General features: G+C 39.3%; 15 protein-coding genes. 11 read left to right on the forward strand and 4 right to left on the reverse strand.

Translation table 11 applies throughout. From position 1 onward, the window contains the following. Positions 1-111 precede the first annotated feature (111 nt). The 3 genes from H6F62_RS15290 to H6F62_RS15300 all read left to right on the forward strand — a co-directional run bounded on the left by H6F62_RS15290 (position 112) and on the right by H6F62_RS15300 (position 2286). Positions 112-1038, forward strand: a complete 927-nt coding sequence (locus H6F62_RS15290) for a Ycf66 family protein (RefSeq protein ID WP_137908644.1) — start codon at positions 112-114, stop codon at positions 1036-1038. Between the two features lie 60 nt (positions 1039-1098). Then, a complete protein-coding gene (locus tag H6F62_RS15295; protein ID WP_137908643.1) occupies positions 1099-1659 on the forward strand; it encodes a TolB family protein in 561 nt (186 codons plus the stop codon). A gap of 102 nt (positions 1660-1761) precedes the next feature. Further along, the gene (locus H6F62_RS15300; protein ID WP_190372414.1) at positions 1762-2286 is read left to right on the forward strand and encodes a PD40 domain-containing protein; all 525 of its coding nucleotides are present in this window, start codon (positions 1762-1764) and stop codon (positions 2284-2286) included. A 65-nt stretch (positions 2287-2351) separates the two neighbouring features. Here the strand turns inward: H6F62_RS15300 and H6F62_RS15305 are convergent, their stop codons facing one another. Together H6F62_RS15305 and H6F62_RS21250 are read right to left on the reverse strand one after the other, a co-directional pair. Then, positions 2352-3359 carry a succinate dehydrogenase/fumarate reductase iron-sulfur subunit gene (locus H6F62_RS15305; protein WP_137908641.1) on the reverse strand — a complete coding sequence of 336 codons (1008 nt, stop codon included), beginning with the start codon at positions 3357-3359 and terminating at the stop codon, positions 2352-2354. Positions 3360-4000: 641 nt separating this feature from the next. After that, on the reverse strand, positions 4001-4135 hold the full coding sequence (locus H6F62_RS21250) for a hypothetical protein (protein ID WP_265915575.1): 135 nt from the start codon (positions 4133-4135) through the stop codon (positions 4001-4003). A gap of 469 nt (positions 4136-4604) precedes the next feature. Here H6F62_RS21250 and H6F62_RS15310 point away from each other — a divergent pair, with 469 nt between their 5' ends. The 7 genes from H6F62_RS15310 (at position 4605) to H6F62_RS15345 (ending at position 12283) form a co-directional block, all read left to right on the forward strand. Beyond that, positions 4605-5036 carry an AbrB family transcriptional regulator gene (locus H6F62_RS15310; RefSeq protein WP_137908640.1) on the forward strand — a complete coding sequence of 144 codons (432 nt, stop codon included), beginning with the start codon at positions 4605-4607 and terminating at the stop codon, positions 5034-5036. Between the two features lie 196 nt (positions 5037-5232). After that, positions 5233-6102, forward strand: a complete 870-nt coding sequence (locus tag H6F62_RS15315; RefSeq protein WP_190372427.1) for a CPBP family glutamic-type intramembrane protease — start codon at positions 5233-5235, stop codon at positions 6100-6102. Positions 6103-6278: 176 nt separating this feature from the next. Continuing rightward, the gene (locus H6F62_RS15320) at positions 6279-6644 is read left to right on the forward strand and encodes a response regulator (protein WP_137908639.1); all 366 of its coding nucleotides are present in this window, start codon (positions 6279-6281) and stop codon (positions 6642-6644) included. Positions 6645-6657: 13 nt separating this feature from the next. Beyond that, positions 6658-7218, forward strand: coding sequence for a CheW domain-containing protein (locus tag H6F62_RS15325; protein ID WP_190372415.1), 561 nt, complete (start codon positions 6658-6660; stop codon positions 7216-7218). 16 nt (positions 7219-7234) lie between these two features. Then, positions 7235-9595: a HAMP domain-containing methyl-accepting chemotaxis protein gene (locus H6F62_RS15330; RefSeq protein WP_190372416.1), complete on the forward strand. Its 2361-nt coding sequence runs from the start codon at positions 7235-7237 to the stop codon at positions 9593-9595. A 57-nt stretch (positions 9596-9652) separates the two neighbouring features. Further along, a complete protein-coding gene (locus H6F62_RS15340) occupies positions 9653-12085 on the forward strand; it encodes a chemotaxis protein CheA (RefSeq protein WP_236097152.1) in 2433 nt (810 codons plus the stop codon). Positions 12086-12100: 15 nt separating this feature from the next. After that, positions 12101-12283: a hypothetical protein gene (locus tag H6F62_RS15345; protein ID WP_137908636.1), complete on the forward strand. Its 183-nt coding sequence runs from the start codon at positions 12101-12103 to the stop codon at positions 12281-12283. On the opposite strand, the gene pheA is transcribed toward H6F62_RS15345, so the two are convergent. After that, the gene (gene pheA, locus H6F62_RS15350; RefSeq protein WP_137908635.1) at positions 12276-13136 is read right to left on the reverse strand and encodes a prephenate dehydratase; all 861 of its coding nucleotides are present in this window, start codon (positions 13134-13136) and stop codon (positions 12276-12278) included. The genes H6F62_RS15345 and pheA overlap by 8 nt on opposite strands. A gap of 58 nt (positions 13137-13194) precedes the next feature. Between pheA and H6F62_RS15355 the strand changes: the two genes are divergently transcribed. Beyond that, positions 13195-13785, forward strand: coding sequence for a DUF1997 domain-containing protein (locus tag H6F62_RS15355; RefSeq protein WP_137908634.1), 591 nt, complete (start codon positions 13195-13197; stop codon positions 13783-13785). 24 nt (positions 13786-13809) lie between these two features. On the opposite strand, the gene H6F62_RS15360 is transcribed toward H6F62_RS15355, so the two are convergent. After that, the gene (locus H6F62_RS15360) at positions 13810-14454 is read right to left on the reverse strand and encodes a ribonuclease HII (RefSeq protein ID WP_190372417.1); all 645 of its coding nucleotides are present in this window, start codon (positions 14452-14454) and stop codon (positions 13810-13812) included. Between the last annotated feature and the right edge of the window lie 51 nt (positions 14455-14505).

The raw sequence follows: 14505 nt of genomic DNA on the forward strand, positions 1-14505 counted from the left end.
TTGTGAAGTGATTATGCTTGTGTACTCATCCACACAAGTATCTAAAATTAACTAGATTTTAGCTGACTAACTGTAACTCGTTAACATAGATTTAATATTAGGAAAATAGTCATGATTAATTTTGGGCTAAACTCAGCCAGTGTTTTGGCTCAGGTAAATTTTGGAGCGAACTCAGCCAGTATTCTAGGAATTTTCTTGGCTGTAGCTGGAGCAGCACTATACTTCCTGCGTTCTGTTCGTCCTGAACTGTCAAGAGATCAAGATATCTTTTTTGCGGCAGTTGGTTTATTATGTGGTTTTATTCTCGTCTTCCAAGGATGGCGACTTGACCCGATTTTACAATTCGGTCAACTGCTTTTGGTCGGTTCTACGGTATTTTTTGCGGTCGAAAGTATTCGTCTACGTAGTATAGCTACACAACAAGCAAAACGTAATACTCCCATTGTAGATGATGAGCGAGAAGTCAGTAGAAAATACTCTTACTCAGAGCGACGAAATTATCAAGCGGAAATGGATGCTGATTTAGAACCCCTACCTTATGAAGAAGAAGAGGCTCCTCCACGTCCGAGAATTCGCGGTAGTCGAGATGAACGTTCTAGCCGTGATGACTATTATGATGAAGCACCATCACGCAGTTCACAAAGCCCACGGAATAGGGAAAAACCAGATTCAGGCGAAAGAAAGCGTCGTCCTAATTCCGGGCGTTCTGTTAGCCCTTCCAGCCCAGGCTATGAAGATGAAAATTGGGGTTCTGCTCCCAAAACAGTTGATGATTGGGGAAGTTCCAACTCTCAAGATGAGTTAAGAAAACCACCACGTCGCAATAATAGCAGTAATAATCGTCCCCAAAGTCCAGACAGCCGTGAAGATGATGTTACCCCCACTCCTAGACCAAGAAAACGTCGTCCACCTAGAGATTCCGTTCCCCCAAGAAGACAGGATGATGATGAGGCTATCCCAACTGAATATGTACCATACAATCCCATTAAGAAGCCAAATAATGAGCCGGATAATTCCGATTTCAATGACGATATTTAAAATTAAAATTAAAATCTTGGTATTGGCCATATTTGGGGTGGACAACGGAAAAACAGGAATGTGAAAACATTTACACCTAGTTTCTGGCTCCAAAAATCAATTTATTGGAGCCTAATTTTGGGAACTACAAATTTACTAGTATCTTGTAATGCTGCTGATATCCCTATGGGAGTTACCTCCCTCAATAGCCGCTATACTGAGGAACAACCTGCTATCAGTGGAAATGGACGTTTTTTGGCTTTGATCTCCAATCGTTCTCGTTATCAGCAGTTGTTGGTATATGATTTGGAAAATCAAACTTTTATTCCCACACCAGGGTTAAATCGAGGATCAGTAATTGCAGAAAGTCCTAGTCTCAGTTATACGGGTCGCTATATTTGTTATCTGACCAGTGACCAGGGTAGACCTGTAGTTGCACTTTATGATCGTGCTTCCCAACAGTCACAAATTCTCACTCCTACTTTTCGTGGTTGGGTGAGAAATCCTAGTATTAGTCCTGACGGCCGTTATGTTGTCTTTGAATCTTCTACTCGTGGACAATGGGATATTGAGGTTCTTGATAGGGGTCCGACTATTGAGTTAGATATTCCTAATGGTACAACTGTTTCAATTAAAAATTAAAACTAAAACTAAAATTAAAACTAAAATTAAAATTAAAACTAAAATTAAAATTAAAATTAAAACTAAAATTTTTTAAAATTTTTTCTGTTGCTTTATGCTTCAATGAATTACAAAATATCAATTATTTTATTTTTCTGCTCAAGTCTATTAACTGGGTGTTTTGGCTATCCACGGTTACTCAGTTACCCCTTTGATTCTGGGGGAAGAGGTCTTAATAGTTTTGCATCGGAATTAAACCCGCAGATATCTGGCCGATATATTATATTTACCAGCGATCGCAGAGGAAGTCAAGATGTGTATATGTTTGATACGTTAACTCGTAATTTAGTAGACTTACCTGGATTAAATTCCTTTGATACAATTGCTTCCCATCCTGCGGCTTCTGAAAATGGTAAATTTATTGTCTTTGCTGCGAGTCGTCAAGGAAGAACACAAATTGTATTTTATGATCAAGATGTGCGTCAATTACGGAATTTAGCAGGTGATCTACAAGGAGAAGTCCGCAATCCCACAATTAGCGCTGATGGTAGTAGAATTGCCTTTGAGTATAGTAATAATGGACAGTGGGATATTTTAGTTTATGACCGATTTGGGCGAAAATTGAATATTCGTCAAGATCCAAGTTAGGGAAAAGTCAAGAAAGAAGAAAATAAATTCTTCCCCATGACTAAATTACTAATCATTGAATATAATTAACCCTGATTTTGTCCAGAATTTTGTACAGACTCAATCAGAGAACGCACTTGTTGAGTTCCTTGGGAAGGTTCAAAAGAAAGGGGAAATTTACCCCTGACAAGCATTCGTAACCCCAAAGGTGCAATACTAAGTAATCCCTGAAGATCCCGAAAATAATTACCAACTACTTGGAGTCCAAATTGACGTTCATCAATCCAACCACCCTGTTTTACTAAGTCTACTAAAACTTGACGGTGACGAATTGAACGACTATCATTTTTCTGTTTACGCTCCAGAATTTCCTGTTTAATTTTGGTGATTTGCTCCAAGGGAGCAACTTCCATGGGACAAACCGAATCACAGTAAAGACAACGAGTACAACCCCACACTCCTTGAATTCCCGCGCTATAGTTTTCTAATCGTTGTTCTGTATTGCTATCACGGGAATCTGCCACCATGCGGTATGCTTTAGCCAGAGCATGAGGACCGACAAAATCAGAATTGACTTCAACAGCATTACATTCAGAATAACAAGCTCCACACATAATACAATTGCCCGTTTGATCCAGGAGCGATCTTTCTTGTGGTGTTTGTAAAAACTCCCTTTCAGGAACTTGTCTACCGGCCGTACTTACATAAGGAGCAACGGTCTCTAAATTATGCCAAAAATTGCTCATATCCACAACTAAATCTTTAATTACAGGCATATTCCCCAAAGGTGCTACTGTAATTTCTGGAGTAGTTTGAGACTGATTGTGAGATGATGAGATTTTTTCCAGTCTGGCCAGTTCACCCCTTACATTTTCCTTACAAGCCAAAGCAGAACGGCCATTAATCCTCACAGCACAACTACCACAAATTGTATTGCGACAATTTTTGCGAAATGCTAGAGTCCCATCTTGTTCCCACTTAATTTGATTCAGACAATCCAGGATAGTATTACCTGGTTCTACCTGCAAAAGGTAGGATTTGAAAACAGGGTGAGAATTTTCTTGTTGTCGAGCAATCTTAAAAATAACTTCCATAATGATCAGTCCAAATCTTGGGTTCAAATTTTCTCTCTTCTCTGATATATCTCAAAAACCATCAGCACAGGTAAGGACGAAGTATGCAGCATGAAGTATAAAAATCGTTTTCTTTGATGCTGAAGTTAACCATAGGCTTTACTGCTTCACCATTGATCCTTTACACTTAATAGGAATTTCGTCAAGCCCTAGTTATCAAAATTCTACATCTTTAAATATATAGAAGTGTTACAACCAGTGAAAATATTTGCTAGTGGCTATCAAATCCCCCATAGATGTGGTAAATTTATTATTCCCCTAGACAGACGTAGATAATCTTATGAGAGCTGGGAATTTAACGGTGATCAACAGCGAGGATTTTCTCCCCCGCTTTTTGTCTTTGACCACTGATAGCTGCTGTGGCCAATCCTTAGAAATTCCCTGGCATTAACTCACTCTCTCAAGCCCAGCCAATCTGAATCAGATTAACTTTTATAAAAGTCCTGAGATTATCCTCTTGACAGCATCAACCACAGCGAAAATCTCTACTGCTTTTTACCCGCTCAACTTCAGGGATTTAGATCAAAATTTAGTGGCAATATAAATTTAAAATTCCCAAAATATTTTGCTATTATTATTTCATGCTACTATTTAATAGGAAATTACGAACTCACAAAATCAGGAACAATAACCGCATAAGCACGGCTAAAACTTCTGTGGTTTTCTCGCAATCTAGAGACTAGAAAAATCATGTCTCTACTGGTAGAATCAAAGGGTGTATGTTCGTTAGACCACATACAAATACTATGCTGTCTTCAGCTAAAAACGAGAATTAGGTGTAAGCCCATAACTCCAAAGCGGTAAAAGTCAGCATTAAATGTGAAAAACCTGTAATTTATTGGCTCTACAACTTTTTTGGAGTAGAACTAACCTGATTTGTAAAGGTGGCTGGAAGTTACACCGCACTCAGCAGCCCAAAGAGAAAATAATTTAATTTCTGATGGCCAATCATGGTTAAAATCGCGGTAAAATTACTGGAATTAATGTCTGTGGCAGCCATGACTTAAACTGCTATTATAGTTATCTATAATAGACTATTTTAGTGCTTCCATATCAGCAGAAATTCATCCATCACCCTTCTATCTATCTGCTTCTGAAATCTGGTCTTTAGCTAAAAAGCTCAATACTAGATTCAGAGAAAATTTTTCCATGGCTAAGGCCAGACTACCCTATCAGTTTGAAGAGATTAAGGACAATTAGAGCATAATGACTGAAACTGCAACTGCCCCATTAACTGGAAAAACACTACTAGCGAAAGTTAAAGAACTTTCAACTTTACCGCGTCGGGAAAGAGCAAAACAGTGTGGTTACTACACCGTTACTAAAAATAGCCAAGTTCGCGTTAATCTCACAGATTTTTATGATGCTTTACTGTCAGCTAGAGGCATTCCCCTTAGCCCAGAAGCACCTAAAGATGGCCGTGGACGTGAACCGACATACCGGGTGAGTGTACACCAAAATGGTCAAATCGTGATTGGCGCAACCTACACTAAAGCTATGGGTTTAAAGCCCGGTGATGAATTTGAAATTAGACTAGGTTACAAACACATTCACTTGATTCAGTTAAGCGAAAGTGAGAAACAATTAGTCCAGTCTGATGATGATGCTGATGCTGATGAATCAGACGCAGAAGAATAATTCTTTCACTGATTAAATATCAATTTCAGGTCAATACTAACGAATTTATCCCTAAAGCTACAGCTACTACTTAGCTGTAGTTAAATAATTTCAGTGGCATAAGACATAAAAAACAATTTGGACTCTTCCATGATTGACAAATTCTGGTAGAGTCTTGATTATTAATCAAGAAATATATTTTTGCGGGAAGTTAGCCGTGTTTTTTATGTCTATTCTACTGTCATTTTTAGAATCATCGGCCAATATTTTGCTGGAGTTGCTTAAACATACACCAGTATTTTTGGTCATGGCTTTTTTTATGATCTGGGTAGGTTGTTGGTTGCCATTAGTAGCAATTTTAGCCATTACCTGGAATTGGCAAATACACAAATCTTTGCAACCAGAGCAAAAAGTTCCTTTATTGGTGTCTCTTTACTTATTAGTCCCCCTAATTCTGTGGGGATTTCAATGGTTGAACTTGGGTTCTTTTTCTGATTATGGATTAGTAGGGAAAATAGAAATTTTCCGTTCTTTATTACTTGGTTTTAGCTTGGGTGTTTTCATTTTAGCTATAGTATTCTTTGGTCAAATCTGTCTGGGTTGGTGCTATTTAGAAAAACCTAATATCAAGTTAATACAATCTAGTTTCCTGACAATTTTCTTAGTGGCTTGGTTTGTAGGAGGAATAGAAGAACTTGTATTTCGGGGATTTTTATTGAGCAAATTAGAGCAGAATTATTCAATTTGGTTAGCGGCAATTATTTCTAGCTTAGTTTTTGCCATTTTACATTTGGTATGGGAACAAAAAGAAACTATTCCTCAACTTCCTGGACTATGGTTAATGGGCATGGTATTAGTATTGGCTAGATTAGCTGATGGCCAGAATTTAGGAATAGCATGGGGACTTCATGCTGGTTGGGTATGGGCTATTGCCACCATAGATACAGCAGAATTAATTACTTATACGGATAAAGTTTCTGAATGGGTGACAGGTAAAAATAAAAAACCCTTAGCGGGATTAACAGGAATTATGTCCATTTTGGCAACAGGGGCAGCACTGTTATTGATATCTGTGATAGCTAACTAACAATCTCTTTGGTGCGCCTACTCCCAAAGCAGGTAAAATTCTCATGTTCTACTAGCAACTGACGTTGTATGGTAAGTTAGTGAAACGATCGAGTTAATTTATATAGTTTCCTTTTGCCGTCAAAGCAAGTTATATTGCCTAACAGCACATTTGAATCAAAATGTAAATCAACAGTTATGATGACAGTTCTCATTGTTGAAGACAGTGTCTCCCAAAGAATGATAATCACAAACCTCCTCAAAGCTAGTGGTTTAACAGTCACCCAAGCCGCAGACGGAGTAGAGGCTTTACAGGTGATTCAAAACACACCTCCCGATTTAGTTGTTTTGGATATTTTTATGCCCCGCATGAATGGCTATGAACTCTGCCGATGCTTAAAATCCGATCCTAAAACCGAAAATATTCCTGTGCTGATGTGTTCTTTTAAAAGTACAGAATTTGACCGCTATTGGGGGATGAAGCAAGGGGCAGATGCCTACATAGGTAAACCCTTTAAAGAAACTGAATTGGTGGGAACAGTCAAACAACTCTTGCGAGGATAAGGATAAAAGCAATATGGTTAGCAACTCGGAGTTTTTAACTGACCCTGGGCAAGATCAATTCTCTCCCCAATTACAACTAGAAAATCCTCCAGGACATGGTGACGAGATAGGATTATTATGTGAGCTACATTTGCGGTTTTATCTACCTTCAGGTCAGGAGTTTGCATTTCCAGCCACGGGAATCCGGGAAGTAATTGAACTTAGTCCAGATCGGATTACACAAATTCCTAATACATCCCCCTTACTCTTAGGTACGCTAAATTTACGGGGGCGTTTGATTTGGGTCGCTGATTTGGGGCAATTTCTGGGTGAAACAACCCCATTAAACACAGATTGCTCAGAAATACCCATAATTGTCATTGAAGATCAAGACACGTTACTAGGCTTAGGAGTCGCAGAACTTTCTGGAATAGACTGGCTGGATATAAGGCATCTGAAGCCACTCAATCATGTACCAGATCATCAGGCTGAGTTTTTGCGTGGTGCTTATGTATTTGATACAGAAAAAGAAAAGAAGTATTTGCAACTATTAGATCAAGTAACAATTTTACGAAGTGCGCGGTGGTCAGAATAAACTTGGGAGAGAGGCAATGGCAAAACCTACAGATGATCAAGATCCAACTTATAATCAGGACAAAACAGTATATCAACAACAGGTTTCTCAAGACGATGTTACAGAGGCTTTATCTTATGAACCGTTGATAAGTGAAGAGGAATCTGGCGATATTTGTGAACTTAATTCCTTTGCAGAATATGAACCACCCCTAGATTCGCTGGAAAATCCGTTTCTTGCTGGTGATGAAATAATTGATACAATTATTGGCGAATTAGACAGCAATTTTGTGGAGCGACCGGCGGCTAGGAGTGATGATCCCTTTGTCTTAATTCCAGAAGATATCACAAGTAATCCGATATCAGATCATAGTAATTTAGCTAATGAAAGTTCAATAATGAGTGATGGTGATGACAGCTATTCACCTTTTTTGGAAGACTTTAACCCCAGCCAAAAAGATAACTCCAAAGGGGTTTCCTTTACCAACAATTATATAGTACCAAAACAGGAGTTTAATCTTAACTACATGACTACGCCACGCAGGCTATCATCAGAAAAAAATAACGATAATAAATTTGATTTAGAAGCGTTTGTAGCCGCTTTCGATGGGGAAAATCAAGCAAACATGACTGGCAAAATATTGATTTCTGGCGGAGATATTCATAATGATAGAGAGGTTTTAAACGACCTTGATGAATTTGACAATCTCGGTGATATACCAGTATTTGAATTTATTGAAGATGATAGTCATGAACTCATGGGAATGCTGTCAGAATCCCTAGATAGTTCTGAAAATGTTTTAAATATTGATGAGTCATTTGCTCATGAAAGAATCTATAATGATCAAGAATTATTGACGATTAGTGCAGCTCAAGAAGTGATTCCCGTTTATATCACCCCATCAGAAGTTGCCAAAATAGAAACCAATGTAGGTCTTGAAAAAAGTTTATTTGGATGCTTTGAAAATGCTTCTTTAGAGAAAAAACAATGGTGGATAGCTGGAACTGTAGGCGTTGTATCAGTTATGGCTGTAGTGATTGTTAGTGCCTTGGCGAACTTCACAACACCTGTGAAACAACGGGAATCAATTAGAAATACAAACTGGTTAATGCCTTTATTAATTCCTCTAACCGCAGGAGCTACAGGTGCAGTTACCGCCTGGTTTATGACTAATTTCATGGTCAAAAAAATTAGCCGCAGCACGAAGGATTTACAAAGTCAGTTTAATGCTATAGGTGAAGGTAATCTCAATGTGGCAGCCACAGTCTATTCAAAAGATGAATTAGGGCAGTTAGCCACTGATTTTAATAATATGGTGCAGTCTATGGTCGCAAAAACACAAGACAATGCTCGTCTTGCTATTGAACAAAAAGAAACTAAAGAAAATCTGCAAAGTCAAGTAATTCGCCTTCTAGATGAGGTAGAAGGGGCAGCCAAGGGAGATTTGACAGTGCGAGCCGAAGTGACAGCCGAAGGACTGGGAGCGGTAGCTGATGCCTTTAATCTGATCATTCAAAATCTTCAAAATATTGTGCAACAGGTAAAAGTGTCAGCACACGATGTCACAAAAGCTGCCAGCACCTCAGAAACCTTTGTGAGAAACTTATCTATGGAGGCCTTAAGACAAGCAGAAGAATTAGCTGTGGCGTTGAATTCCGTACAGGCAATGAACAATTCCATCCAACGGGTAGCAGAAGCAGCAAGAGAGGCCGAAATTGTAGCCTGTGAAGCAAGTAAAATCGCCCAAAGAGGAGGAGAAGTAGTAGAAAATACTGTGGTAGGGATTTTGGAACTGCGGCAAACAGTGGCGGAAACTAGCCGAAAAGTGAAAAGACTCGGAGAATCATCCCAAGAAATCAACTCTATCGTGGCTCTAGTTAGTCAGATTGCTTCCCGCACCAACTTACTCGCGCTCAATGCCAGTATTGAAGCAGCAAGAGCGGGAGAAGCAGGACGAGGGTTTGCAATTGTAGCTGATGAAGTTCGTCAGTTAGCAGATAAATCAGCCAAGTCCTTGCGGGAAATTGAACAGATTGTCATGCAAATTCAAGGTGAAACTAGCTCGGTGATGATGGCTATGGAAGAGGGAACACAACAGGTAATTCACCAAACTAGATTAGCCGAAGAGTCCAAGCGATCGCTAGATAATATCATTCAAGTGGCAAATCACATTGATATGTTGGTACGCTCAATTACTAATGATACTGGAGAACAAAGGGAAACTTCTCGCGGTGTAGCACAAGTAATGCAATCTGTAGAGCGAACAGCCCAGGAAACTTCTCAAGAAGCACAGCGGTCTGCTCAAGCTTTGCAATATTTAGTGGGAGTATCCCGCAACTTGATTATCTCTGTGGAACGCTTCCGAGTGGAATCTAACCCAGAATCAGGTGAGACTTGACGATGGTATCAGTACCGCAAGTCAAAGAGAATGATTTGTTTATTTAAGACAATGACTATGCAGCAAGAAGAACAAGAAATTTTAGGTTACTTTCTCGAAGATGCCAGAGAACAGCTAAATACCATTGAACAAAGATTACTGAATCTGGAAATTACCCTAAGAAATTCGGAAATGATGAATGAAGTCTTCCGCGCAGCCCATTCCATCAAAGGTGCTGCATCTATGTTAGGTCTCAGCAGTATTCAGCACACATCCCACTGTCTGGAGGATTGGTTCAGGATTCTTCAAGAACATCCTGTTAAAATAGACCTGAATTTAGAGTCTTTACTACTGGATATCTGTGACAGATTAAAAACCCTGATAGATAATCTTAGTCATCCGGTTGGTTTATCAGAGCAAGAATCAGAAGTTTTGATGTCAAAATGGCTGAATAAACATAGAAAAAAACTGGAGTCATTACAATTTATTGATCATGATCATCGTCAGGTGGGAATTTATGAGTTAAATAGCTTTGCTGATTTATTTGAAACTGATATATACGCTTTAGATGATAATTGGCAAGAAGAAGAAATATTAAAAGATATCACTAACTATCAACTACTAATTACTGATAATGAAATTGAGGATAATCATCAGGATTTAAGTGATTTACTCCTCTTAGAAGATGAAGAAATGAGTAGAAAAAATGAAGATAATGCACCGCAGATTAGCTCAAAGCCACTAGTAATTGGTGAATCTGCTGTAGTCGAGTCGGAAAATCCTTTTTCTTTATTGAGACCAGAAGATGAGTTTAGTGAGTCGGAAAATTTGTTAACACAGTCCGATTTATCCCCAAGGAGTAGGTATCAAAAATTATCGGGTAGCAATGCAACATCACGGAAAACTGCTACTAGCAAAATCCCAGGTGATAGAACTCGTGAGACAATGGGAGAATTGGAAACCATAAAAGTTCCCGTTAAACAACTGGATGATATAAGCAACTTGGTCGGGGAGTTGGTGGTAAATCGCAACACCCTAGAGCAGGATCATGAACGTCTAAGACAGTCAGTGGATACCCTGCTGGCTGAGGTACAGCATCTTTCAGAGGCGGGAATAAGAATGCAGGAATACTACGAGGGATCGCTTCTGAAAACATCTCTCCTATCCAGTCGTCGCGCTAGAGAACATAATATCGCCTCTAATTCTCGTTATCGCTCCCGTGACAATGGTGATCATGTCGGGTTTAGCGAAATCGAAATGGACCAGTTTACGCCTTTCCATGTTCTAGCCCAAGAAATGATTGAGTTTATCGTCGGAGTTCGGGAGTCAGCCAGTGATATTGAATTTGTTACTGAAAAAATAGAACAGGTAACCCGACAGTTGGGACAAGCAACCAGTAGACTACAAGAAAGACTAACAAAAGCACGGATGGTTCCATTTAGTCAAGTGATTGATCGCTTGCGACCAGGAGTGCGGGATAATGCTATTAAGTATGGCAAACAAGTGGAGTTGGTAACGGAAGGAGTCCATACTTTGATTGATAAGATGATTTTAGATCATCTTACATATCCTTTGACTCATATCCTCAATAATGCGATCGCCCATGGAATTGAAACCCCTCAAGTGCGCCAAGCTGTTGGTAAATCAGCTACAGGAATCATTAGCATTCGCGCCCTACAGGAGGTAAACCAAACCGTTATTTCTGTAAGTGATGATGGTGTTGGTATTGATCATCAAGAAGTTAAAAATCAGGCCATCAAAAAAGGTTTTATTACGTTTGAACAGGCAAAAACGATGTCTCGTTTTGATATCTATAAGCTTTTATTCCTCCCCTGCTTTAGTACCGCCGATGGGGTAGATGATATCAAAGGTAGGGGTGTGGGTCTGAATGTCGTTGAAAATGATATTAGCCAGATTCGTGGTAGAGTTACCACTGACTCCACACCAGGTAGAGGAACTACCTTTACCATTTTTCTCCCACAGACTCTGAGTATTTGTAGAGCTTTATTATGCGCCTGTGATAGATTTAAAATTGCTTTCCCAATAGATGGTGTGGAGGATACTCTAAATATCCCCGCCAATTCCCAAAAAATCCAACAAGATATTAATGAAGAATCATTTATTGTCTGGCGAGGTATCAAACTTCCTGTCAAACCCCTCAAAGACATCTTAGTTTTTAATCGTCAGTTTGGTTCTGGTGAAGCATTAATCATGAACAGAAATAATGACATGATTTCCGTACTCGTTGTCCGCTCAGGTAATACGATGCTTGGTTTACAGATTGACCAGGTTTTGGGTGAACAGGAAATTGTCATTAAGCAATTTGAAGGACCAATATCTAAACCTATTGGTCTAGCAGGTGCCACAGTTCTTGGTGATGGGATGATTATGCCCATTGCTGACGTGGGAGAAATCATTGATCTCTCCCAAGGTAAGACATCTAAATTTTGGCAAAGCCCAGCTTCTCCTACTGTTGACCAAAAAAATGGGACACAAGCCCCGTCCTTCTAAGTTTGGAAGATTTGAATGTGTCGGGCATGGTTAAAAATCGCCGACTTGCTAGGGCGATTAGCCTTCAGGGATAGAGAGAATTTCGGATGTGATGGTACTATTAATCACTTAAATGTTGCCATGCTCACCTCTCGCGGTGCTGATAAACATAGAAAAATGGCGATACAACTCGGCGCTAGTGGCTACTTTACTAACTAATTGGTAAGACTCTATAGCTGCCAAAAATTTTCAAGATTTCTGTATAATTTTGTAATTCCCCTAAAGCAGATTTCATCATCACTGCATTTACATCCGCTTCTATGTCCAAATAAAATAAATATTCCCCCAGAGAACGTTTTGTAGGCCGCGATTCAATGCGACTCAGATTAATGCCTAAACTGGCAAATACTTCTAGTGCTTTCACTAATGCACCTGGTACATTAGCTGGTACGCTAAAAGCTAAGGATGTATGTGTACAATCAATAGTATTATTTTCCTCTGTGCTAACTACCCAAAACCGAGTACAATTTTCTGGATAATCATTAATCCCCTGGGCAAGAATAGGTAAATTATACAGTTGTGCCGCACGACTAGAGGAAATTGCCGCTGTTGTTAGTTCTGCTTCTAATCTCTGTAGCGCTTCCGTCGTCGAATTACTAGCAATCAAGTTGACATTTGGCAAAAACTGTGATAACCACCCTTGACATTGAGCTAAAGCTTGAGGATGAGAATAAACAGTTTTAATATTATCTAAGCTAGTGGATCTGGAAACTAATGTATGTTGGATGGGTAAAACTAAAGCTAATTGAATTTTTAAATTATCTAATTGCCATAAGCTATCTAGTGTCATGTTGACACTTCCTTCAATGGAGTTTTCCACCGGGACAACAGCTATTTCTGCAATTCTTTTGATTACCGCTTGTAATGATTGAGCTATAGTAGGATAGGGACATAGTTCAAAACTTTGTTGAGCGGTAATACCCTCATAAGTTTGCAACCAATTGAGATAAAAAAAGGCAGCTTGTTCAGCATAAGTACCCGGTGGACCTAAATGTGCGATTTTTAGATTCATACTTTTAAATTTGACGATTTTGACTGATAATTAATTAAACAGATGGTTGAATTTGCTTATGGTTACCAAGTTTACTGCCTCTGAGTCCGTTGAAATTTCCGTCCCTAAGCATTCTATTCCTATTGGTCACTACCTCCGTCAGCCTCAACGGTTGGTGAATACCTTGGCTGATAATACCAGAATTCAGCAGTTGTCGGAGGAAGTGTTTCGGTTGAAAATGCGTCCTCTGTCTTTTATGTCACTGAGTATTCAGCCAACGGTAGATATGAGAGTTTGGGCAGATGCAAGCGGAACGATTTATTTGCGATCGCTCGGTTGTGAAATTATGGGTTTCGAGTATATTAACGAAAGGTTTGATCTGAATTTAAAAGGTTATTTATCGCCAGTTGAACTCAGTAGTGGTACTTACCTGCAAGGGAAAGCAGATTTAGAAGTTTTAATCGCCATACCCCAACCATTTTCCCTGACACCCAAATCAATTTTAGAAGCTACAGGTAATGGATTGCTCAAAAGTGTGTTGTTAACTATTAAGCAAAGATTATTACATCATCTTCTATCAGATTATCGCCATTGGTGCAACCAAGCCACAAAAGACTTAGGGACTGATCACCACACTACTGATAGCGGCAGCGTGGTGCAAGCCTTATGAACAATTTTGAACCTCACAAGTAGTTTAGTGCTGAATTTGGCAAGGGCGAAAAGATTGACGATGTAAAGGTGAAGGTCCATATTGTTGGAGTGCTAGTAAATGACGCTGGCTTCCGTAACCTTTATTCCTTTCTAGATCATACCAAGGGTATTTCAATGCCAAACGCTGTAGCAAATCATCACGCCAAACCTTGGCCATGATACTAGCTGCGGCAATATTCAGCGAACGCTCATCACCTTTGACGATACTTACTTGTGGTATTGGTAAATTCTTTACCAACTGATTACCATCAATTAAACACAGTGCAGGTTTTACCCGCAACTTGACTATAGCACGCCGCATTGCTAATAAAGTTGCCTGTAAAATATTCAACTCATCTATTTCCGCCGTTGTCGCATAACCGATTCTCCAGTCTAAAGCCAGAGTCGTAATTTTTTCAGCCAGCTTAGTTCTGCGGGAACTAGACAACTTTTTGCTGTCATTAATATTCTCTACCATTAGAATTGATAAAGCTTCTACTGGTAATATAACCGCTGCTGCAACCACCGGACCGAATAAAGCACCTCGTCCTACCTCATCAACACCTAAAACCGCACCCTGAATATCCGAGTAGCTAGAAAACTCTAACCAACTCAAATTATTCCCGGCTGCTGGTTTGATTTCTTGCATAAAAAAGTCAAAACGTAATTTTTGTGATTTTTGTGATTTTTGTGATTTTTG

The sequence above is a fragment of the Anabaena sp. FACHB-1391 genome (assembly GCF_014696755.1).
Classification (GTDB): Bacteria; Cyanobacteriota; Cyanobacteriia; order Cyanobacteriales; family Nostocaceae; genus Dolichospermum; species Dolichospermum planctonicum.

What these genes read in the sequence shown, in the direction of transcription:
- H6F62_RS15290 (WP_137908644.1), top strand. Translation starts at nt 112, where the DNA reads ATGATTAATTTTGGGCTAAACTCAGCCAGTGTTTTGGCTCAGGTAAAT.
- H6F62_RS15300 (WP_190372414.1), top strand. Translation starts at nt 1,762, where the DNA reads ATGAATTACAAAATATCAATTATTTTATTTTTCTGCTCAAGTCTATTA.
- H6F62_RS15305 (WP_137908641.1), bottom strand. Translation starts at nt 3,359, where the DNA reads ATGGAAGTTATTTTTAAGATTGCTCGACAACAAGAAAATTCTCACCCT.
- H6F62_RS21250 (WP_265915575.1), bottom strand. Translation starts at nt 4,135, where the DNA reads ATGTGGTCTAACGAACATACACCCTTTGATTCTACCAGTAGAGACATG.
- H6F62_RS15310 (WP_137908640.1), top strand. Translation starts at nt 4,605, where the DNA reads ATGACTGAAACTGCAACTGCCCCATTAACTGGAAAAACACTACTAGCG.
- H6F62_RS15320 (WP_137908639.1), top strand. Translation starts at nt 6,279, where the DNA reads ATGATGACAGTTCTCATTGTTGAAGACAGTGTCTCCCAAAGAATGATA.
- H6F62_RS15325 (WP_190372415.1), top strand. Translation starts at nt 6,658, where the DNA reads ATGGTTAGCAACTCGGAGTTTTTAACTGACCCTGGGCAAGATCAATTC.
- H6F62_RS15330 (WP_190372416.1), top strand. Translation starts at nt 7,235, where the DNA reads ATGGCAAAACCTACAGATGATCAAGATCCAACTTATAATCAGGACAAA.
- H6F62_RS15340 (WP_236097152.1), top strand. Translation starts at nt 9,653, where the DNA reads ATGCAGCAAGAAGAACAAGAAATTTTAGGTTACTTTCTCGAAGATGCC.
- H6F62_RS15345 (WP_137908636.1), top strand. Translation starts at nt 12,101, where the DNA reads ATGTGTCGGGCATGGTTAAAAATCGCCGACTTGCTAGGGCGATTAGCC.
- pheA (WP_137908635.1), bottom strand. Translation starts at nt 13,136, where the DNA reads ATGAATCTAAAAATCGCACATTTAGGTCCACCGGGTACTTATGCTGAA.
- H6F62_RS15355 (WP_137908634.1), top strand. Translation starts at nt 13,195, where the DNA reads ATGGTTACCAAGTTTACTGCCTCTGAGTCCGTTGAAATTTCCGTCCCT.
- H6F62_RS15360 (WP_190372417.1), bottom strand. Translation starts at nt 14,454, where the DNA reads ATGCAAGAAATCAAACCAGCAGCCGGGAATAATTTGAGTTGGTTAGAG.